The sequence below is a fragment of the Thermotoga sp. KOL6 genome, assembly GCF_002866025.1.
Taxonomy (GTDB): domain Bacteria; phylum Thermotogota; class Thermotogae; order Thermotogales; family Thermotogaceae; genus Thermotoga.
The window spans coordinates 1-20,831 of the sequence record NZ_LNDE01000004.1 but is presented as its reverse complement, the minus strand read 5'-3'; the positions used below and the strand labels follow the sequence as shown (position 1 = coordinate 20,831).

18 protein-coding genes are annotated in these 20,831 nt (G+C 39.3%); 6 read left to right on the top strand and 12 right to left on the bottom strand.

What is annotated here, in order from left to right; all coding sequences use genetic code 11:
* Positions 1–383 precede the first annotated feature (383 nt).
* The 6 genes from rbsK to rbsB are packed head-to-tail and all read left to right on the top strand — an operon-like array spanning position 384 to position 6,005.
* Positions 384–1,280: a ribokinase gene (rbsK, locus tag AS005_RS08000; protein WP_101511190.1), complete on the top strand. Its 897-nt coding sequence runs from the start codon at positions 384–386 to the stop codon at positions 1,278–1,280.
* Positions 1,277–2,278 carry a LacI family DNA-binding transcriptional regulator gene (locus AS005_RS07995; RefSeq protein ID WP_101511189.1) on the top strand — a complete coding sequence of 334 codons (1,002 nt, stop codon included), beginning with the start codon at positions 1,277–1,279 and terminating at the stop codon, positions 2,276–2,278. Before rbsK ends, AS005_RS07995 begins: the two co-directional genes overlap by 4 nt.
* A complete protein-coding gene (gene rbsD, locus AS005_RS07990) occupies positions 2,275–2,682 on the top strand; it encodes a D-ribose pyranase (protein WP_101511188.1) in 408 nt (135 codons plus the stop codon). Before AS005_RS07995 ends, rbsD begins: the two co-directional genes overlap by 4 nt.
* Positions 2,683–2,693: 11 nt before the next feature.
* The gene (locus AS005_RS07985) at positions 2,694–4,163 is read left to right on the top strand and encodes a sugar ABC transporter ATP-binding protein (protein ID WP_199203895.1); all 1,470 of its coding nucleotides are present in this window, start codon (positions 2,694–2,696) and stop codon (positions 4,161–4,163) included.
* Positions 4,160–5,083 (top strand): ABC transporter permease, encoded by a 924-nt coding sequence (locus AS005_RS07980; RefSeq protein WP_101511186.1) that lies wholly within the window; start codon positions 4,160–4,162, stop codon positions 5,081–5,083. Before AS005_RS07985 ends, AS005_RS07980 begins: the two co-directional genes overlap by 4 nt.
* Positions 5,084–5,117: 34 nt before the next feature.
* Positions 5,118–6,005, top strand: a complete 888-nt coding sequence (gene rbsB / locus AS005_RS07975) for a ribose ABC transporter substrate-binding protein RbsB (RefSeq protein WP_101511185.1) — start codon at positions 5,118–5,120, stop codon at positions 6,003–6,005.
* Between the two features lie 33 nt (positions 6,006–6,038).
* Here the strand turns inward: rbsB and AS005_RS07970 are convergent, their stop codons facing one another.
* The 12 genes from AS005_RS07970 to AS005_RS07915 form a co-directional block, all read right to left on the bottom strand.
* A complete protein-coding gene (locus AS005_RS07970; RefSeq protein ID WP_101511184.1) occupies positions 6,039–6,956 on the bottom strand; it encodes a sugar phosphate isomerase/epimerase in 918 nt (305 codons plus the stop codon).
* Positions 6,957–7,041: 85 nt separating this feature from the next.
* A complete protein-coding gene (locus AS005_RS07965; RefSeq protein WP_101511183.1) occupies positions 7,042–7,992 on the bottom strand; it encodes a substrate-binding domain-containing protein in 951 nt (316 codons plus the stop codon).
* A gap of 47 nt (positions 7,993–8,039) precedes the next feature.
* Positions 8,040–8,978: an ABC transporter permease gene (locus AS005_RS07960; RefSeq protein ID WP_101511182.1), complete on the bottom strand. Its 939-nt coding sequence runs from the start codon at positions 8,976–8,978 to the stop codon at positions 8,040–8,042.
* A gap of 9 nt (positions 8,979–8,987) precedes the next feature.
* Positions 8,988–10,493, bottom strand: coding sequence for a sugar ABC transporter ATP-binding protein (locus AS005_RS07955; protein WP_233186297.1), 1,506 nt, complete (start codon positions 10,491–10,493; stop codon positions 8,988–8,990).
* Positions 10,474–11,502: a Gfo/Idh/MocA family protein gene (locus AS005_RS07950; protein WP_158241065.1), complete on the bottom strand. Its 1,029-nt coding sequence runs from the start codon at positions 11,500–11,502 to the stop codon at positions 10,474–10,476. Before AS005_RS07950 ends, AS005_RS07955 begins: the two co-directional genes overlap by 20 nt.
* 18 nt (positions 11,503–11,520) lie before the next feature.
* The gene (locus tag AS005_RS07945; RefSeq protein WP_101511180.1) at positions 11,521–12,150 is read right to left on the bottom strand and encodes a PIG-L deacetylase family protein; all 630 of its coding nucleotides are present in this window, start codon (positions 12,148–12,150) and stop codon (positions 11,521–11,523) included.
* Positions 12,147–13,145, bottom strand: a complete 999-nt coding sequence (locus AS005_RS07940) for a LacI family DNA-binding transcriptional regulator (RefSeq protein WP_101511179.1) — start codon at positions 13,143–13,145, stop codon at positions 12,147–12,149. The genes AS005_RS07945 and AS005_RS07940 overlap by 4 nt, the downstream gene beginning before the upstream one ends.
* 301 nt (positions 13,146–13,446) lie before the next feature.
* Positions 13,447–14,094, bottom strand: a complete 648-nt coding sequence (locus AS005_RS07935; protein ID WP_101511178.1) for a peroxiredoxin — start codon at positions 14,092–14,094, stop codon at positions 13,447–13,449.
* 186 nt (positions 14,095–14,280) lie between these two features.
* Positions 14,281–17,478, bottom strand: a complete 3,198-nt coding sequence (locus AS005_RS07930) for an O-antigen ligase (protein ID WP_101511177.1) — start codon at positions 17,476–17,478, stop codon at positions 14,281–14,283.
* A gap of 16 nt (positions 17,479–17,494) precedes the next feature.
* A complete protein-coding gene (locus AS005_RS07925; protein WP_101511176.1) occupies positions 17,495–18,418 on the bottom strand; it encodes a glycosyltransferase family 4 protein in 924 nt (307 codons plus the stop codon).
* Between the two features lie 4 nt (positions 18,419–18,422).
* A complete protein-coding gene (locus AS005_RS07920) occupies positions 18,423–19,124 on the bottom strand; it encodes a PHP domain-containing protein (protein ID WP_101511175.1) in 702 nt (233 codons plus the stop codon).
* Positions 19,124–20,695 (bottom strand): CTP synthase, encoded by a 1,572-nt coding sequence (locus tag AS005_RS07915; RefSeq protein WP_101511174.1) that lies wholly within the window; start codon positions 20,693–20,695, stop codon positions 19,124–19,126. Before AS005_RS07915 ends, AS005_RS07920 begins: the two co-directional genes overlap by 1 nt.
* Positions 20,696–20,831 lie beyond the last annotated feature (136 nt).

Genomic DNA, 20,831 nt, shown 5'->3' with positions numbered 1-20,831 from the left:
CATACTTGTGAAAACGATTTCGAAAACGATTTCAGCAAAAGGCAAGTTCGAATTTATCGATTTGAAAAAATAATCTCAGAATCATGACAAAGAACACAAACAGGCGCTTATGCTCTTAAATTCCAATAACCTATTCAAAAGAAGGTGGAATACAAATGCTTCTCGAAGATCTCAGGATTAAATAAAACAACCCGAAGAGGAAGGATACGATGTTTCTGAAGTCACAGACTCTTTCGATTGGTATCTGATTTTACGAAGTTCTAAAAGATCTTCCAAAGAGAGAAGACTACAGCTATCATGAACCTTCCGAGTGGGAAGAGATAGTTTCTAAAAGTTCCTTCGAAGAGATTTAAAAGCCAACATGAGGAGGGAGGTAACACGAATTGATAGCAGTTGTTGGAAGTTCAAACGTCGATGTCGTTCTCAAAGTAGATCACTTTACCAAACCTGGAGAAACGCAGAAAGCTTTAGAGTTGTCCTTTTTCCCCGGTGGAAAAGGAGCAAATCAAGCCGTAACAGTAGCAAAGCTCGGAGAAAAAGGTTGTTACTTTGTAACATGTGTTGGAAACGATGAATATGGGAGATTGTTAATTGAAAATTTTACACTTTACAAAATCACAGGATTTTCTCTCATCGATAAACCGACTGGCAGAGCTTTCATTGAAGTTACAAAAGAGGGGGAAAACAGAATCATCATTTTTCAGGGTGCAAACTCCTACTTGACAAAAGATAAGATCGATTGGGAAATGCTTTCAAGAAGTCAGATAGTGCTCCTTCAAAACGAGATACCATTTGAAACTACTTTAGAAGTAGCAGAAAAGTTCTCAGGCTTGGTAATTTTTGATCCTGCGCCGGCTCAGGAAATAAGAAAAGAAATAATGCAGCACGTGGATTTTATCACACCAAACGAAGAAGAAATGAAAATGCTATCCATGGATTTGTTCGGAGAGTTCTCTACGTTGGAAGAATCAGCCAAGAAGATGTTAAATATGGGAACAAAGAACGTGATAATCAAGCTTGGCGAAAAAGGTGTCCTTTTGATCAACCAGAAAAGAACATACCATATACCGGCTTTCAAAGTAAAAGCACTCGATACAACAGCTGCGGGGGATGTGTTCAATGGTGCGTTTGCGGTTGCGATATCAGAAGGAAAAGACACTGAGAGCGCCATAAAGTTTGCTAATGCAGCTGCTGCTATATCTGTTACAAGATACGGTGCACAAACGTCCATACCTAAAAGGGAAGAAGTAGAGAATCTTCTCAACGAGGTGAAAACATGAAAGAAATAACGATAAGAGACATCGCTCGTGAGGCAGGAGTATCACCGTCTACCGTTTCCAGAGTAATAAACAACAGCGCTCCCGTAAGTGATGAGCTAAGAGAAAGAGTTTTATCGACTATAGAAAAACTCGGGTACAACCCCAATCCAATAGCACAAAGCTTGAGAAGGGGTTTCACCAACACAATTGGTTTTGTTATTCCTGATATAACCAATCCGTTTTTTTCCTTAATAGTCAAAGGGGCAGAGGATTTTCTGAAGAGAAAGAAAGTATTTTTGATGATATGTAGTTCGAATCACAGCGTTGAAGAAGAAGAGAAATTGCTTCAAATGCTTATAACAAGGAAGGTCGATGGGCTACTGTTCATAGGAGCGGGAAGTCACAATAACGTTATTAAGAATTCCCTCAACAAAACAAAAATAGTCTTTGTAGACAGGCTATATGAAGGGTGTGAAGCACCATACGTTGTTAGCGACAATTACAATGGTATGAAAAATTTGATCAACTATTTGATAAACATCGGGCACAGATCTTTTGTATTTCTAAATGGAGAAAAGAACACGTACAGTGCTAAAGAGAGACTGAAAGGGTTTCTCGACGCTTTAAAGGAACGCAACGTAAAAGAATACGAAGTATATTTTGGGCAGTTCACATACGAAAGTGGTTTTTCCCTTGCAAAAAAACTGAGAAAGATACCCGATGCAATTGTTTGTGGAAACGATTTGATGGCATATGGAGCGATAGATGCTTTAGAAGAAAAAGGCTACAGCATACCAGATGATGTCAGTGTAACAGGATTCGATGATCTTCCCTTCAGTAAGCACTACAAACCTTCGCTCACGACGGTGAGACAACCATTTTACGAAATGGGCCGCGAAGCAGCAAAAATTATCTTCCATCTGATCAACGGAAAGATGAAAAGGAAAACTGGCGTTGTTCTTGAAACAAAGCTGGTAATTAGGGAAACAACCAAACAGAGAGGAGGGTGTGGAAGGTGAAAAAGACCGGCATATTGAATTCAGAGATTTCTAAAATTGTAGCGGAAATGGGACATATGGATCTGTTAACAATCGCAGATCTTGGTTTTCCAATTCCTCAAGGTGTCAAAAAGGTTGATTTGGTAATAGACAATGGCAGGCCTGGTCTTCTTGAAGTCGTCGAGGTGATATTGAAAGAATTGAAAGTGGAAAAAATCATATTGGCAGAAGAAATGAAAACGGTAAATTCCTCTACACTCCAAAAGCTTGTTGAGTTAATAGAAGAGATAAATGGCCCTGTAAAAGTGGAATTCGTGCCGCATGAAGAATTCAAAAAAATATCTAGAGATTCCAAAGGGATCATAAGAACAGGTGCAAACGTTCCCTATTCAAATGTGATACTCGTTGGGGGTGTTACATTTTGAAACTCCTTGAGATGAAGCATATTACAAAGCGTTTCCCTGGTGTAATAGCACTTGATAGAGTAGACTTCGACTTGGATAAGGGAGAAATCCACGCTCTCGTTGGAGAAAATGGAGCAGGAAAAAGCACTTTAATGAAAATATTGGCAGGTATTCTCAAACCAGATGAGGGAAAGATTCTTTTGGAAGGAAAGGAAACACTCTTTTCCTCTGTCTTGGACGCTCAAAACAAAGGAATCGCCATGATATACCAAGAATTGCATCTCTGTGAAAATCTCACAGTAGCTGAGAATATATTTTTAGGTCTAGAAAGGCGCTGGAATGTATCTAAAAAGCAACTCTTTGCAGAAGCCAAAAAATTGCTCGAACAATTGGGATTCGATTTAGATCCCAGTGATAAGGTAGAGAATCTAGGAGTTTCTGAAAAGCAACTTGTGTCTATAGCAAAAGCTCTTTCAAGAAACGTAAAAATCCTCATAATGGACGAGCCTACCGCAACCATTACTGAACATGAGGTGGAGAGACTCTTTGAAATAATGCGTGATCTTAAGGGGCAAGGAATCTCCATTGTATTCATTTCACATCGACTTGAAGAAATATTCGAGATAGCTGATAGAGTGACTGTATTGAGGGATGGGAAAAAGGTAGGTACCGGTAGGATAGAAGATTTTGATAGAAACGAAATCATCAAAATGATGATAGGAAGAACCATTACAGAAATGTACCCAAAGTTCAACACACCTGAGGAAGAAACAGTTTTTCAAGTAAAAAACTTCGCCGTTCCAAATCACGTAGAACCCCTTTCTTTCACGGTTAAGAAAGGAGAAATTTTTGGTGTAGCAGGTTTGGTGGGATGTGGAAAAAGTGAGTTAGCCTTGGGACTATTCGGAGCTATAGAATCCCGATTTGAAGAAATGGCTCTTTTCGGGGAAAAAATCACCAAACTTAAAACCCCGCTAGATGCTTTAAAGAACGGGATCGTTATGATACCGGAGGACAGAAAGATAATGGGCCTTGTTCTAGAACTGAGTGTTATGAAAAACATTATTCTTCCAAACACAGAATTGGTTTCGCATTTTGTAAAAATCGACTGGAAGAAGGCAATGGAAATGAGTGAGAGACTCGTGGAATACTTGAAAATCAAAACGCCATCTGTAAAACAGTTGGTCAAAAATCTTTCGGGCGGAAACCAGCAGAAAGTTGTGATAGCAAAATATCTCCTTAAAAAACCTCGTCTGGCCATATTCGTGGAACCAACGCGCGGTATAGATGTGGGATCGAAAGTTGAAATATACAAATTGATAAATCGATTAGCAAACGAGGGTGTAGGCATCATTTTTATATCCTCAGAATTACCTGAAATAGTGAATCTTTGCGATCGTGTCATGGTTTTGCACAGAGGAAAGAAGACAGCCTTGCTTGAAAAAGAAGAAATTACTCAGGAAAACATAATAAGAGCAGCAATGGGGGTGTACAGTGAATGAAAAAAATATGGCATCTCGCAAGAAGTTATCCTGTTGTAATCGGTTTCATAGCTTTGGTAACAGTTTTATCGATCTTGTCCGATCGATTTCTTACTGTTTCCAACTTCCTCAATGTTTTAAGGCAAGTTTCCATTCAAGCAATTATTGCTTTTGGAATGACGATCGTTATCATTTCCGGTGGTATAGATCTTTCAGTGGGTTCCGTGTTCGCTTTTAGTGCTGTTGTTCTCGCTTCCTTATTGAAGCAAATCGGATCTATACCCCTTGCAATTCTTCTAAGTCTTGGAATAGGAATAATGCTGGGTGCGTTCAACGGATTGTTAATAGCGAAAGCAAAGTTACAACCCTTTATTGTCACGCTTGCAACAATGGCAATCGCTAGAAGCTTTACACTCTTGTATACAAACGGTATGCCAATAACTGGGTTTAGTCGGACATTCACTTTCATAGGAAGAGGTGAGATCGCGTCGATACCTATCCCTGTTCTGATCATGTTTGGTGTTTTCTTTCTCACATGGTATCTTCTGTCTCAAACAAAGTTGGGACTTTATGCATACGCCATTGGTGGGAACGAGGAAGCAGTTAGACTCAGTGGTGTAAATGTAGATAGATACAAAATTTCTTTCTACGTAATAAGTGGACTGTACAGTGCTATAAGTGGGATCATCCTAACAGCTAGACTCAATAGTGCTCAACCTATATTTGGTCAAGGTTATGAACTCGACGCCATAGCGGCTGTCGTGTTGGGAGGAGCCAGTTTGACAGGTGGTAAGGGAACAGTTTTGGGAACTCTTTTCGGTGCACTGATTATGGGGATTATAAACAATGGGCTTAATCTCCTTAATGTATCTCCGTTTTATCAGCAAGCCGTAAAAGGAAGTATCATACTCGCGGCAGTGCTTTTAGAAAGGGAAAAATAATCCCAAATCTTTTATTGAGGGAGGTGGGTTTGTTATGAAAAGGTATCTCGGTATTGTGCTTCTGGTAATTTTGTTGACTGGTAGCATCTTTGGAGCAAAATTTGTGATAGGATTGTCCTTGTCAACTCTTAACAACCCGTTCTTTGTCACTCTGAGAGACGGTGCATTAGACACGGCTCAAAAATTGGGGATAGAGCTAATAGTGGTAGACGCTCAAGACAACCCTGCCAAACAACTGAATGACATTGAAGATTTGATTCAAAGAAAAGTAGATCTGATAATCATCAATCCAACCGACAGTGACGCCATAGTTACGGCTGTGGAAAGTGCAAATGAAGCAGGAATTCCAGTAATAACCGTTGACAGGGCTTCGAACGGAGGAAAGGTAGTTTGTCACATTGCTTCAGACAACGTCGAGGGAGGAAGAATGGCCGCAAGATATATCGCACAGGTTTTGAACGGAAAAGGCAAGGTTGTAGAACTTGTTGGAATACCTGGAACATCCGCTGCGAGAGACAGAGGGAAAGGATTTGAAGAGGAATTGGCGAAATATCCCGGTTTAGAGCTCGTGGCGAAACAAACAGCCAATTTCAACAGAGCAGAAGGTCTAACAGTTATGGAAAATATATTGGAAGCACATCCCGACATCGATGCTGTGTTCGCACAGAACGATGAAATGGCCCTCGGAGCCATCGAAGCCATAAGAGCTGCCGGAAAACTTGATCAAATAATAGTAGTTGGTTTCGATGCTATTCCCGATGCTATCGAAGCAATTAAGAAAGGAGACATGGAAGCAACAATTGCACAACAACCATATCTGATGGGACAATTAGCGGTAACAAAAGCTTTCGAATATCTCACCACCGGTACCGTATTCTTCCCAGTTGAGCTGAAACTTGTTACCAAAGAGAATGTTGAATAAAAGGAAAGCGGGGGTTATCCCCCGCTTTTCGCTTCATGTAAATTCTTTCAAAAATTCCAGCCCCATTCTGAGCCCCTTCTTGGATTTTTCCACTGTACCACTCCATACAGGATCTTCATGCTCTATACTTATAACAAAGTCATACCCTGCTTTTTTCAAAGATCTGATAAAATCTGACCAATCTATCTCTCCAAAACCTGGCAATCTGTATTCCCACCAGCTTTTCCCATGCAGGTTTGTCCCAAAATATCCGAATATACCTTGATTGTAAAGTAAGTCGTCCTTTACTTCCACATCCTTGGCATGAACATGAAAAATCCTATTACTAAACTCTTCTATCACCTTCATATAGTCTATTCCCAACCAATACAGATGAGAAGGATCAAGATTCAAGCCAAAAGAATCTGGGGTTATACGAAAGATTTCTCTCCAAATTTGTGGAGAATAAAACACATTACCTATTTTCTCAGGTTCCTGCCATCCAACCATAGGGCAATTTTCTATCATCAGCCTCACATTTTTACTCTCGGCATAACCGATTAATGGCTTAAAAACTTTCTCGAATTCCTTAATGTTTTCTTCAACGTTTTTTGAAACGTCCCTTCCTACAAACGTTCCCACAAGCTCTACTCCCAACCAGCTAGCAACATCGATTACCTTTTTCAAATGCTCGTTTACGAAACGCCTTTTCTCCAAGTTGACATCTAAGTTGTTATCGTAATACGCAAGTGAAGAAATTATCATACCCTTCTTTTCCAATAAAACCTTCAAATCTTTTGCTTTTTCCTTTGTGAACGTATTAACATCTATCGTTGTTGCCGAAAAATCTCTCTCGTTCGATAAAGGCCATGCAGCAATCTCAAGAGCTTCAAAACCCACACTAGAAGCCCAATCTACTATCTCTTCTAGTCTTAGAGTTCCTAAAGCTACTGTGAGAAAACCTATTTTCATTCTCACTCACTCTCCTTGCACTTTCGGTTCATATGTTATCCAACAAAACGAAGAGTGGGGAACACCCCCACTCTCTTTAACTAACTCAGAATACTGACTCCGGATAGTAGTAATCTTTTGCATTTTCTTTGGTAATTGTTTCCGTTGAAAGTATTATCTTTCTAGGAATTCCTTTTTGATAGAAACCGTTCAAGGATTCGCCTCTCAAACCCATCACAGCCAAATTGATAGCGGTGGCTATCATGTTGGGTGGGTACGTGAAATCCACTTCTATCCAAGGATGTCCTTCCATTATCATTTTCACTATGTTCTTTTCTCCTGCTCCTCCAACAAGAACGATGTCCTTGTTCCATCCAGCTTGTTTCAAAGCCAGTAAAACACCATGTAACATGTCATCGTCACCTGTCCACACTGCGTCTATATCGTTGAATTTTGTCAGTATATTTTGCATAACTTCGAACGCTTTTTCCCTACTCCAATATCCGGGTTGTTGAGCTATTATCTTAATTCCCGGATACAGTTTCAGTGCATCCTTAAAGGCATTGACCCTTTCCGTATTTATTACAGAGGGTATACCTTCAATTATTACAACGTTTCCTTTACCGTTGAGTTTTTCTCCAATGTACTTTCCAGCCAGATATCCGTACATATAGTTATCTCCTGCAATATAAACGTTGTATTCTTCTGAAGTTATTCCTCTGTCAACTATAACTGTGTATACTCCTTCTCTAAACGCTTGAACACATATAGGTGTTAAAGGCGCGGATTCATATGGGAGTATCACTAGAGCATCTATTCCCTTTGTCAAGAGAGCTTGAACCTGAGCAATTTGTTCACTCGGTTCCCTTGCAGTGACAAGATAAAATTCCACATTTGGATCGTTCTTGTACTGGTCGATTGCATACTTGGCCCACCATACAACCCCTGCTGTCCAACCATGATCAGCTGCCGGAATAGCTACTCCTATCCTCAACTTTTCCGCAAACAGCCCTACCAACCCGAGTATCACTAAGAGCATGACAATAAACCTTTTCATACATACACACCTCCCAAAAGTTAAGTATGGAATTTATTATCCCCCCATTATTCTCTTCGAAGATTTTGCATCAAAACCGCTCCTATTATTATCAAACCTTTCACCATTCCTTGTAAATAAACCGCTACGTTGAGCATTACCAACATGTTGTTTATGACTCCTAATATCAAAGCTCCTAGAAAAGTACCTATAACACTCCCCTTCCCTCCACTAAGACTCGTACCACCTATTACAGCCGCAGCTATAGCATCCAACTCAAAATTCATCCCAGTCGATGAAGAACTTACGGAACCCATCATTGATGAGAGCAAAACCGCGGAAGTGGCAACAGAAATTCCACTTATTGTGTACGTTAGGGTTCTTATTTTGTCCACTTTTATAGCGGAATACACGGCTGCTGTTTCATTGGCACCCACTGCAAACACATAACGCCCGAATTTGGTTTTCTCGAGAACAATATGAGCGACTATTGCGTAGACGATAAAGACAATCATTGGTATAGGCATTCCCAGAAAAAAAGCCATTCCAAAACTGGAATATTTTAGGGAGTTACTCATGTATACTCCACCGTTTGCAAAGTGCAGCACTAGAGATCTGTAGATCGCCATTCCACCGAGTGTAACAACGAATGCAGGTATTTTCCCTTTTGTTATCAGAATCCCCATACCTGTTCCTAGGAGTGCTCCCAATCCATAAGCTAAAAGTATTGCAACGAAAACGCTGAACAGGCTATCCCCAAACCTGTTCACTGTTTCTATGGCAAAGGCTCCTACAAGTGCAACCATAGAACCAACAGATAAATCTATTCCTCCCGATATCAAAACAAAAGTCATACCTATGGCTAATATTCCTACATAAGAGGTTTGCCAGAATATATTCAAAATGTTCCTTACTTTAAGGAAGGACGGACTAAGAATTCCTGAGACGACAACCAAACCAATTAAAACGAAAACTATTCCAAATTTCGAAAGCAGTTTAATCTTCATCCCCTCCTTTCAAACCGATACCCCTGTAGCGTGATATATAATATTGTTCTCGGTGAGATCTTTTTCTTCTAAACATGCAACAATTTCTCCTGATCTCATTACATAGCATCGATTACACATACCTATGATCTCCGGTAACTCTGAAGAAACCATTATTATGGATACTCCATCTCTTTCGACCAATCGTCTCATGATCTCGTATATTTGATGTTTAGCATTAACATCAACCCCTTTGGTAGGTTCATCAAATATCAAAATTTTTGCTTTTGTTTCAACCAGCTTTGAAATAACCACCTTCTGTTGATTGCCTCCACTTAACGTTGTTATCAACTGAAAGGGACTTCTAACACGAATATCAAACTCTTCAATATATCGCCCGAAGGTTGATAGTTCACTCTTAGCGTTTATTAATCCCTTATTTATATGTTTTTTTAGAGACATCAGCGTGGTATTTTTAAAAGCTTCAAAAGTTGGTATTATTCCTCCAGTTTTCCTATCTTCAGGAAGATAGACTATACCTAACCTTTTTGCAACATCAGGTGATTCTATTCTCACTTTCCTACCCTGGAAAACAATCTCCCCATTCCTAATCTCCCTCAAACCTATCAAAGCTTCCATAAGCTCTGTCCGCCCTGAACCAACCAATCCGTAAAAACCCACTATTTCTCCTTCAAAAACATTGAAAGATGCATTTTTCACAGATCCGTCTTTTGTGGATAATCCTTTTACCTCTAGTATTTTTCCAGTGCCCGGTGAACTTTTCGTTGGGAACATTTTCTCCAAAGTCCGACCTACCATCATTTCCGCAACTGATTTTTCTGATAAGTCTATGTTCGGCCCTTGAAAAACCTTCTTCCCGTCTCGAAGAACAATCAATTCATCTGCTATTCTCAAAACTTCTTTTAATCGGTGAGAAATAAAAATTATTGATAAACCGTTTTCTTTAAGCTTCTTTATGACTTCAAAGAGTCTCTCTACCTCTTCATCAGTTAAAGAAGAGGTAGGTTCATCAAATATGAGTACCCTGGCTTTCTTCACCAGTGCCTTCGCAATCTCTATCATTTGCTTCTGTGCAGGCGAAAGATTCTGAACCAATTCTTCTGAAGAAATATCCAGCCCTATTTCTTTGAGAGTCTCATTCGCTGCCGACACCATTTTTCTCTTATCGAGAAAAACTCCTTTTGTTATTTCCTCACCAAGAAATATGTTTTCGTATACATGTAATGTATCAACCAAATTCAACTCTTGAGGTACCAGAATTATTCCCTTATCTCTAGCTTTTAAAGGTGAGAGTTTTTCCTCATTACCATCGACAAATATCCTCCCCTCGGTGGGTTGAAGGAAACCCGATAGGATTTTCATCAGAGTACTCTTACCGGCACCATTTTCACCAACTAGACCATAAACTTTCTTGGGAAAAATCTCGATATCAATATTGTGTAACACCCTCACCCCGGAGAAATCCTTACAGATTCCTATTCCTTTCAGTATGGGTTCACTCCTCAATATGTACAAGCCTCCCTTTTTCCGAAGATTCTATCAGCCTCTCAATTACTTTTATCGCAATATAACCATCTTCTGGCTTGACAATTGGTTCTTCCATTCCCAAACAAACTTTTGCAAAATGGTCTATCACCGGAAGTTTCCAATAAGGATCCTCATTGGTAAAAAGAGGTTTCAGTTTGATTTCTCCATGGAAGCTCACAGGTTTAGAAATGTATATATCTATTTTCGTGGGATCAGTTTGACCAACCTTTAAAGTTCCTTTATCACCGTACACTACTATGTAATTTTCTTCCAATCCTTTCGTTATCCAGTTAACATCCAGAGTTGCTATACCACCATTAGAAAGCTCTAGAATAGCACTTGCTGTATCTTCAACATTTCCTGCTTTCTCCAGTCTTGCCATTTGAGCAAAACATTTTGTGAAATCTAAATTGGTGAGATATCTTATAAGATCTATCTTGTGGACACCCAGATCTCCTAAAACTCCAAAAAATGCCTTTTCTTTTTGAAAAAACCAGGAAGCATTTGGCGACCAATTCTCAGGGCCAGAGTGACTAAACATTGTTTTTACAACACGTACTTCACCTATTAGTCCAGCTTCTATAATTTCCTTTGCCTTTTGGTGATGTGGAAAGAAACGCTGAGAATGATTCACCATAAGAACTTTTTTATGGTCCTTAGCAGTATCAATCATTTTCATTGCTTCCTTCGAACTCGTTGCCATTGGCTTTTCAACCAAAACATGCTTACCCGACTTTAAAGCTTTTAGGGAAATTTCGGCATGCAGCGAATTAGGAACAGCGACAACAACTGCTTCCACATCCTCGTTTTTAAGCATCTCCTCATAATTCTTATATGTTTTCAAATTGAAATATTTTGTTCTGAAGTATCTTAATCGTTCTTCGTTAGGATCAGCTATAGAAACGAGTTCAGCGTATTCTGAAAAATAGATATTCGGTATGTGGAGTACTTCAGAAATCTTCCCTGCCCCTATTACTCCCATTTTTAACTTTTTCATGAACATCCCTCCAGATTGTCAAAGTCTTGAAATATCAAAAAGTTTCCTACTGTAAGGAGACAAAGGGAAACGACTTCCAAAATGTTTGAAAACTTCGGCAAATTTGCATCCGACTTGTATTCCCCTGAATCCAGAGGTGTAGATAACTGAAGGCAGAATTTCTTCTTCGAACACACGAGTTTGAAAAGCTCCTTTCATCATCTCTATGGCTTCTTTTTTCGCTTCGTAAAATTCCGTAATATCCACTGCTATGTCAAAAGAAAAATCCAAACTAGACGCTGGTATCTCAAAAGCGAAAATCTCTTTTTCTTTTCTTCTGGCCAATTTCAAAGTAATCTCCGAAACCAGTTGATGATCAAACAGAATCTCTTTAATCCAATGGGTAAAGACAATATCTGGATTTAACCTTTTCATCAAATCGGTTAGATTTTCAGCTAAAACCTTTTCGTCGATGTTTGAGTAAGAAAAATCAAAATTCAATGGATTCCCCCCTAAAAATCTCACCGCTTCTTCGAAACCTTTTATTCTGTCGCCACAAATACTCAGTACCCATACTTCAAAACCTGCTTCTCGCATTCTTTTAATGGTGCCACCCATACCAATGATCGGATCGTCACTGTGAGCGGCAACGACCAATATCTTTTTCATTTTCGTGTTAACCTCCTTGAACTAGATTCACGAATCACTAAATGAGGCGAGAACACATAACGTCTTATCTTGACCTTGCCTTGTATCAATTCGATCAACAATCTCGCTGCAGTTTCACCCATTTCTTCCACAGGTTGATGAATAGAAGAGAGCGAGGGTGAAACAACCTCACAAAGTTCTTTGTCATCATCAAAACCAACTATTTGTATATCCTGTGGTATCATCAACCTTTCCTCTCGTATAGCTTTCAATGCACCCAGGGCAACTAAATCGTTCATACAGAAAACACCATCCACCTTGATCTTCGAAGCGAGAATTCTTTTCATCATTTCATAACCTTGATCTTCGTTGTAACCTGTTTCGAAAACCATGGGTTTCAAATTCTTCTCAATCATAGCAGCACTGTATCCTTTTTTTCTTTCGATGGAGACATAAAGCTCAGGAGTACCACCAAGATGTATTACATTATTGCAACCATTTTCAAGAAGATGTTTCGTTGCAAGATACGCTCCATAATAGTTATCCAAAACAATCGATATAACGTTCTCATATTCGTACTCTTTATCAAAAACGACTACAGGAAGATAAGTTGACACCTCTCTCACCAGATCATCGTCTACACGCGAATTTCCTATGATCAACCCATCAACACCTAGAAATCGGGCTTTTCTGATCAATTTTTCTTCTCTAGATAAGTCTCTGAAGGAGTCTATCAAAATAACGAAGACATCTTCTCCGCACACTTTCTCAACACCACGAGTGAGTTTTGCAAAAAAAGGATTTGTTATATCGGGAACTATCAACCCTATAGTTATTAACCGTTTCTTCAAAGCCATTGCACGCGCGTGAAAATTAGGTGTGTAATTCAACTTTTTCGCTATTTCCAAAATTTCTTTTCTTTTTGCCTCGCTGACTCTACCTTTCCCATTTAGAACATTCGAAACTGTTGCTACTGAAACATTTGCCAGTTTCGCGATATCCTTCAAAGTTGCCATTCATCATTCCCCCACAGTGGTAAACCGATTTATCTAAATTTAAAGTACCTCATGTGAAACTATATCTAGATATGAATTTTTAGTCAAAGTTCATAAAAATTGAATACAAGAGTCTATATGATTTTATGAGCGAATATAGCGAAATAAAACACAAAATCGCAAAATTTCTTGCTGAACAATTTTATCTAACAGAAGAACTACCTTTACTATTGGTTGATTAATCGTTTAACGAAACTTAGTCATCAAAAAGAAAAAATGGCCCCGATGGGGCCATTCATATTGTTCTCACTTTTGTATCTGGTTACACTTTCTTGTAACAGAACCACCAATCGAGACATTCATGATCCTTGGATTCGAGTCTCTCCTTTGCTTTTTCGATACTTGCTGGTGGTGGAAGTATAACAGAATCTTTGACTATTTCATTTTCGGGCCAGTTGGCTGGTAACGCTACTTTCTTTTCATCAGAAACCTGAAGTGCCTTTACAGCTCTCAGAATTTCATCGATGTTTCTCCCCACCTCTGGCGGATAGTAAATTATAGCTCTCACGATACCATTGGGATCTACTATAAAAACTGCTCTTACAGTGTTAGTTCCTATTTTGGGATGAATGAGCCCCAATTTTTTCGAAAGTTCACCGAGGTCATCGGCTATGATTGGAAATTCTATATCGACTCCTAACTTCTCCTTAATCCATTCGACCCATTTGATGTGTGAAAAGACCTGATCGATACTCAATCCTATTAGTTCTGTGTTTAGCTTCCTAAATTCATCGTACCTTTTCTGAAAAGCAAAGAACTCGGTTGTACAAACGGGCGTAAAATCAGCTGGATGACTGAACAATACGAACCACTTTCCTCTGTAATCATCTGGTAAGACCTTCTTCCCGTGAGTTGTTCTCACTTCAACTCTTGGAAACTCCTCTCCAATCAATGGAATTTTCCCTTCCATACATAACACCTCCCTACAATTTTATTTTTCAAAAACATTTGAATTTGTAACCTTCATAGGAAATTATAGGAAATTATTTCTTCTGTTTAATTACGAAAATGTTACAATCAAGAATTTATCTCAATAATCATTGTAAAAAAAGGGAGGAGAAACCTCCCTTTCGTTTCTAATCAATGATTTGACCTTTTAGAGAATCTCTTCTATACCCTTCATAGTTTCTTTAACGTGTTTCAAATACTCCATAACCTGCTCTTTTGTTTCAAATCTTTCGCCTCCCAAAAGATTCACACTCCAGTCTTCCAAAATCACTTTCCATTGTTCATCGTTTGCTGTACTGTAGGCACTTTCGAGGCTTTGTAGATAGTGACTCACATCATTAAACAAAAGTCTATAGTGGTCCAAGAATCTCACATACCTTTCCAGAACAAGAACATCCTTGAGTCCAACAAGATTATTGAATATTTTGCTTAGAATTTCCGAAATCTTAGTGATATCGATCCCTTTCTGTTTCACATAATCTTCGAATTTTCTCAACTGTTCAACAATCAAATCTTGCCACGGATTCAATTTGTAGGAGTAATTTTTCTCAGTTATGAATCTTTTCATCTCCTGAGCATTTATAGATAACCAATTGAGATTTTTAAAGCGTTCGAGCAAATTTTCAAATAAAGTTTTGAATTGATCAGCTTCTTCTCTTCCAAGCACACTCTCAAGATAAAGATGTAATCTGTCAATAGTTTTTCCAAAACTTGTATCTGCTGCAAGTTCGTAACGTGTGAATAAGTTCTTGATTTCAGTATAACTTTTTTTGTACAAATTAAGCACTTTTTCAAAGGTGAAGAGAGCTTCCTGATGATTGCCCGAACTCATATACTCAAAAGGCATTGCATGGAGAAAATCCAATACACCATCCGGTACACCCCACACACCGACTTTTTGCATGTTCCCAACAGCCCATATTTCCTTTTCCGCAAGATAGAAAAGGAAATCCCTGTTCTTTTGAACAGTTAAGGGTTGAATTTCTGCGGCTTTAGTGGCAAAGTATCTGTAAATATCCTGACCTGCTACTGCTTTCCTGAGATCATAATGTTTCCAATCGGGAAATCTGTTCCATGCCCCAGGAAGATTATGAACAGTTATCTTGGCGTATCTCACAAATTCATTGTAATACTCGGAAGCTCTTTCAGCGAACGCTTTCTTCAAAAGATCAATTTGCGATTTTGAAAGCAAAACCTTTGCGACTTGGTGGAGTCCCGCGTATCTTGTAGCAAGTCCTCTATAAGTGTTTCTTTCATTAAAAGATTTCAGAGAAGACAAATACAACGATATGGAATCTAGAAAAACTTGCGCAGTTATGAGATCATCCGTTCCTAAAACTTCAAAGTCTGAAAACTCGAGATTTCCCAAAAAAATCAGATCCGTCTTTTTAACGTCCGGAAGAATTACCTTCTGATATTCATCAAAGTTCTGATCGAAGAATTTCAAATAATCTTCCTTCTCTTTCAAGTGACTTTTCAGTTCGTCCAATCTGAACTGACTCGCTGCGAGTAAAGCAAGATAGAAGTATGACCTTCCATAGGTCTTGTTTATTTCGACAGACTTGAGCAAATATTCTTTAGCCTTCTTATACAATTCCAGTCTTTGAGACAAAAGTTGGGATCTGTAAGCTGATATCCTCTGTAAAGCACTTTGAAGTTTCTGACGTTCTTTTTGTATGGTCTCAACCCTCAATTTTTCGATCTCCAAATCAGTGGGTTTCAACGGGAGATTTTGTTTCATAACGAATTTTTTGAATTCATCCGGTTTCAAATAACTGTATCTTCCCGTTAGGGAATTCAACTCCTCGAACGATTCTTTTATCTGTCGTTCGTAGCTATCCAGATTGGAAAGATCTTCTTCAACTTTTCTAATAGAAAGATAAGCAGCATTTCCTTGCTTGAAATAAACTTCGGAAATGAAGTAGTTCCATTTTAAGTAAGCGGAAACAAGGCTTATCAGAAGAACAATCATACTGAATACAAACGCTTGTTTTCTGTTCACAACCAATTTCCTTCCCGAATAAAAATAGCCACCAACAGCTATAGAAGCAACTGAAACGGCAAGAAAACCGTTGGGGAGAAGATGAGCAGGGAAACTGAAAGCACTGTGCATCATAAAGGTCAAAAACGAGCTGGCGAGAGCTAAAAACAGCAAAAGGTCGTCTCTCGATGTGATTCTGCTCAATATTTTGAAGAACAGAATAGCAAGAGATATCGCAAGAAAGATCACCGCAATGAAACCGACTATTCCCATTTCTCCTAGGACTTGTAGATAATCGTTGTGCGTCCTCTTGAAGTTGTTCCAACCGTAGATCAGAGTTGGATGATCTTCCATAACGTCTCCCATATAACTTATAGTGAGAAGCTGATAAGTTCCTATTCCTGTTCCAAAAATTTTGTGGTCCCTCCACTGATATATGGAAGACAACCAAGAGAGAAGTCTTTCGTGCCAAGAACTAGTCTCGGCAACTGCTTGGATTCTTTCAGTTGGTGACACCTCTCCATAGCCGTTCAAAGGAGAAGGAATGGTGTAGAGCACTATCAGAACGAAAGCAGCGATCAGTACAAAAACGGTGAGAGCTTTGCTCATTCCGAGGACTTCTTTATTTACTTTGACGAGTTCTTTTTTCTCCCTGAATATCAAGTAAAACATCAAAAATATACTCAAAGATATTATGTTTGCAACGTAAAGGGATCGCGTTTGACCAATCAGTATTCCTGATATCATCAAAAGAGCTGATACAGCTGCTATGACTTTCACAATGGAGGCTTCTTTTTTCCTGAAGTCAACTCCCGCAACAAGGTAAAGTGCGAGAGGAAGGTTCAAAGATAGGAAATTCGAAACAAAATTTACATTTCCAATTGTCCCCTTTATGGTTCCTCTGGAAAAGGGACTTCCTATCTTCCCAAGAAAAACATCGAAACCGCCATAGAAGTTTAAAAGAGCATCAAACGCTATGAAACCAGCTAGCGCAACACTAACAACGAGGAATCTCTTTATCCTCTCTTTGGTAACAAAGAAATTAGATATGAAAAGTGATGTTATAGCCATGAGAAGAACATAGATGGCAATGTCGATCGAGTATCTGAAATACAAAGGATTGTCCCGGTACACGTTTATTGTTGAGAGAAGAGCGGAAATTGAGAATGTAAAGAAGGCAAAATGTGCCATTGTGAATTTTATTTCTACTTTCTCTTTCTTTGAAAGCTTCCATAACGTCATGATGAATACAATTACCAAAAAAGCAGTTATAATAGCGTATTTTGGCACACTGAATTCGTACGTTAACTTCCTCGAGGAGAAAAGAGCCACTACAGAGTACATTGCGTAAAAAACTATCTCCATATCCTTTCCCTCCTGTTCAATCGTATCCAGTCAAATTCAAGCCTTTCACAAGAATGTACGAAAAAAAACCGCTGATACAGAGCGATATAACACTCGTCAGCGTGTTGTTCATTGCACCAAGACTGAAACCGCAAAAGAGAGAGTGTATCAAAGACATGATAAAAAGCGATTTCCTCACACCAAATTGACGTGAGAGTTTATCGTACATGTGATCTTTGTCGCCAAAAAAGATCGGCTTTTTACTCTTGTATCTTCGAAGAACGCTAGCAAAAAAGTCGAGAAGAAAAATCCACAGAAGAAAAAGGAAGGAAACAAGAGAATTGAACGAGGGATGACGATTTTGAGAAATGAACAGTATTGAAAGCACGACGGCAATCAAATAACTTCCGGCATCTCCCATGAAAATCTTCGCAGGTGGAAAGTTGAAAACCAAATATCCCAGGGAAGCTCCAAGAAGTGCGAGAGAAAGCTCTTGAAAGAAAGACCCTTGTACCAACAAAAAGAAAAAGAAAGACGAGATAGCAACCAAACTACTACAAAGACCGTCCATTCCATCCATCATGTTCACAGCATTTATAAGGATAACCACGAGTAACATCCAAAAAGCCGAATACCACACATTATAAAATCCCACAAATCTCCAAATCAAAAGTAGGGAAATGCCAAACTCCACGATCAATCTGAAAAAGGGCGAGAGTGAAAATAAATCGTCAAGCAACCCGATCGCCAGAGCCAGAGAAGAGGCCAAAAGGACTGGGGAATCTTTCCAGAGAAATGGTAAGAGCCCCGTGAATATACCCAAACCACCGAGGTAAGGGACTTCCCTCCCATGTGGTTTGAGAACGCCATCGGGTTTATCTACAATTTCGAATTTTTTAGCTATTCTGCCAAAAAACCAAACACCGAACAAACTTAAGAGAAAACTCAGAATAAAAGCCATTACCTCACCTCAATTTTGTGGTAACAAGACCTCCTTTCTCAACAACAACATACTCGAAATTGAACCTTTTCAACTGCGTCAACACTTCCATGATACCTCTACCTATGTGTTGAACTTCGTGAGCATCGGAACCAATGGTGATGAGTCTCCCCCCAAGATCCCAATACATCTCTATTATCCAATAATCGGGATTCGGTTTCCCGTGTTTGAAAAGTCCGGCTGTATTTACTTCGAGTATTTTCTCGTTCTTCACAAGGAATTTCAGTACTTTTTCCACCAAATCTCTGTTTGATTCAAAGTCAACTTCTGAATATCTCGCAGGGTAATCGAGATGAGCGAGAGCATGAAACTCCACCCTCTCCATAACAAACAGTGTTCTCTCAAGGTAATCTCTTGCAAGTTCAGCGGGAGACAAGTTTTCACTAGTTTTATGTATTCCTAGAAGCAAGTAATCGAATCCTTCGGGAAAGAATGCGTTACCCACTCCATCCCAGCTGATTTCCGCACCACGAGGGAGGTTGAATTTATCCATCGTGAGAAAATACTCCTCCACATCGAAACTGTGAACTAGCTCCCCATCCACGTATTCATAATGATCTGTGATACAAAAGTAATTTATACCGAGTTTTTGAGTTTGAGAAATGATATCTTCAATCTCTGCTTTTCCATCGTAAGAAAAAGTGGAATGAAGATGCATATCTATCATTATGATCCCTCCAGTACTCTCTTCAGGTATACGAATATGGGATGAGGTGCTCCTACTTTACTTTTGTACTCCGGATGAAACTGGACTCCCACGAAGAAAGGATGATCTTCTATCTCAACGGCCTCTACAAACTCGGATTTAGCAGAAACAACGAGTTTGTAACCCTCTTCACCGGGTTTCTTGAAAAGTTCTGGAAACGCTTCCTCATTCGCTTCGTATCTGTGCCTGTGTCTTTCATGAACTTCATCTATCCCACCGTACACTTCGTAAAGTTTCGTTCCTGGGAAGATCTTCACCTTTTGAGCCCCAAGTCTCATCGTGCCACCCAGTTTTAATATCCTTTTCTGCTCTTCCATGAGGTCCACCACAGGATAAGGCGTTTTGGGATCGAATTCCGTAGAGTTGGCTTCTTTGTAACCCAAGACGTTTCTTGCAAATTCTATAATCATGAGCTGCATGCCAAGACATATACCAAGAATGGGTTTTTTTCTCTCTCGAGCATATTTTATAGCTTTTATCTTGCCTTCTATTCCTCTTCTTCCAAATCCTCCGGGTATGATCAGGGCATCGTACTCATCAAGAGTCTTCGCAACTTCTTCATCGTCCATTTCCTCGAGCATTTGACTGTCCACTACTGTTGGTTTTTCTATGCCCGTCAAAAAAACAGATTCTATGATGCTCTTATAAGCATCATCGGTGCCGAGATATTTTCCCACCAAAGCAATTCTGTAAGGTTTGAAAGCTTTCGGATATGACCAATTGAAATCCGAATCTTTCAAATCAATCTTCAGTTTGGAAGAGATTTTTTCGTGAAGTCCCATATCCCTCAATATTTCTGGTACTTCGTAAACGTTCTTGGTGTCTGGAAGATTTATAACGAAGTCCTTCGAGACACCCGAAAAAAGAGCTACTTTGCTCATGCTGGGAATATCGAGAGGAAATTCACTCCTCACGATAATCATATCGGGAGTGATTCCTATTCTTCGGAGAAGCTGAACGGACTGTTGTGTAGGTTTCGTTTTGAATTCATTCGTTGTTCTCAGATAAGGAACGTAGGTGACGTGAGCAAAAAGAAAATTCTCCTTTCCTTCCTCGATTTGAAGTTCTCTTACCGCTTCTAGAAACACCTCACCTTCAATGTCACCAACTGTACCCCCGATCTCTACAACAAGGAGCTCTGCTTCGATGGATCTTATCCTATCTTTTATTTCTTCAGTAAGATGAGGTACGATCTGAACAGTGTTGCCTAAATATTTTCCTTGCCGTTCCTTTTCTATGACCTTTAGATAGACTTGGCCTGCAGTCATGTTGTTATTTCTCGTCATATTTTTTCCCAAAAATCGTTCGTAATGTCCAAGATCTAAATCTGCTTCATAACCATCGTCAGTAACGAACACCTCACCGTGCTGATTGGGATTCATAGTACCCGCATCCACGTTCAAATATGGATCGATCTTCAAAACGTTTACATCGACTCCATATTCCTTCATTAACCTTGCCAAAGAAGCAGAGAATATACCTTTCCCTATACCGCTCAATACGCCACCTGTCACAATAACGTACTTCTTCATTCCATTCCCTCCTTCTCCTGATAATGTTATCACTTACAAGGTGAATTTCTTGTTTCTTTAACATAAGAAAATCAGAAAGGAAGGAAAAAGACCTCAGGAAGCACAAAAAGACCATATGTTAGCCAAAAAATACTTA

What these genes read in the sequence shown, in the direction of transcription:
- AS005_RS07970 (WP_101511184.1), bottom strand. Translation starts at nt 6,956, where the DNA reads ATGAAAATAGGTTTTCTCACAGTAGCTTTAGGAACTCTAAGACTAGAA.
- AS005_RS07965 (WP_101511183.1), bottom strand. Translation starts at nt 7,992, where the DNA reads ATGAAAAGGTTTATTGTCATGCTCTTAGTGATACTCGGGTTGGTAGGG.
- rbsB (WP_101511185.1), top strand. Translation starts at nt 5,118, where the DNA reads ATGAAAAGGTATCTCGGTATTGTGCTTCTGGTAATTTTGTTGACTGGT.
- AS005_RS07960 (WP_101511182.1), bottom strand. Translation starts at nt 8,978, where the DNA reads ATGAAGATTAAACTGCTTTCGAAATTTGGAATAGTTTTCGTTTTAATT.
- AS005_RS07950 (WP_158241065.1), bottom strand. Translation starts at nt 11,502, where the DNA reads ATGAAAAAGTTAAAAATGGGAGTAATAGGGGCAGGGAAGATTTCTGAA.
- AS005_RS07930 (WP_101511177.1), bottom strand. Translation starts at nt 17,478, where the DNA reads ATGGAGATAGTTTTTTACGCAATGTACTCTGTAGTGGCTCTTTTCTCC.
- AS005_RS07995 (WP_101511189.1), top strand. Translation starts at nt 1,277, where the DNA reads ATGAAAGAAATAACGATAAGAGACATCGCTCGTGAGGCAGGAGTATCA.
- AS005_RS07945 (WP_101511180.1), bottom strand. Translation starts at nt 12,150, where the DNA reads ATGAAAAAGATATTGGTCGTTGCCGCTCACAGTGACGATCCGATCATT.
- AS005_RS07980 (WP_101511186.1), top strand. Translation starts at nt 4,160, where the DNA reads ATGAAAAAAATATGGCATCTCGCAAGAAGTTATCCTGTTGTAATCGGT.
- AS005_RS07985 (WP_199203895.1), top strand. Translation starts at nt 2,694, where the DNA reads ATGAAGCATATTACAAAGCGTTTCCCTGGTGTAATAGCACTTGATAGA.
- AS005_RS07915 (WP_101511174.1), bottom strand. Translation starts at nt 20,695, where the DNA reads ATGAAGAAGTACGTTATTGTGACAGGTGGCGTATTGAGCGGTATAGGG.
- AS005_RS07920 (WP_101511175.1), bottom strand. Translation starts at nt 19,124, where the DNA reads ATGATAGATATGCATCTTCATTCCACTTTTTCTTACGATGGAAAAGCA.
- AS005_RS07940 (WP_101511179.1), bottom strand. Translation starts at nt 13,145, where the DNA reads ATGGCAACTTTGAAGGATATCGCGAAACTGGCAAATGTTTCAGTAGCA.
- AS005_RS07925 (WP_101511176.1), bottom strand. Translation starts at nt 18,418, where the DNA reads ATGGCTTTTATTCTGAGTTTTCTCTTAAGTTTGTTCGGTGTTTGGTTT.
- AS005_RS07935 (WP_101511178.1), bottom strand. Translation starts at nt 14,094, where the DNA reads ATGGAAGGGAAAATTCCATTGATTGGAGAGGAGTTTCCAAGAGTTGAA.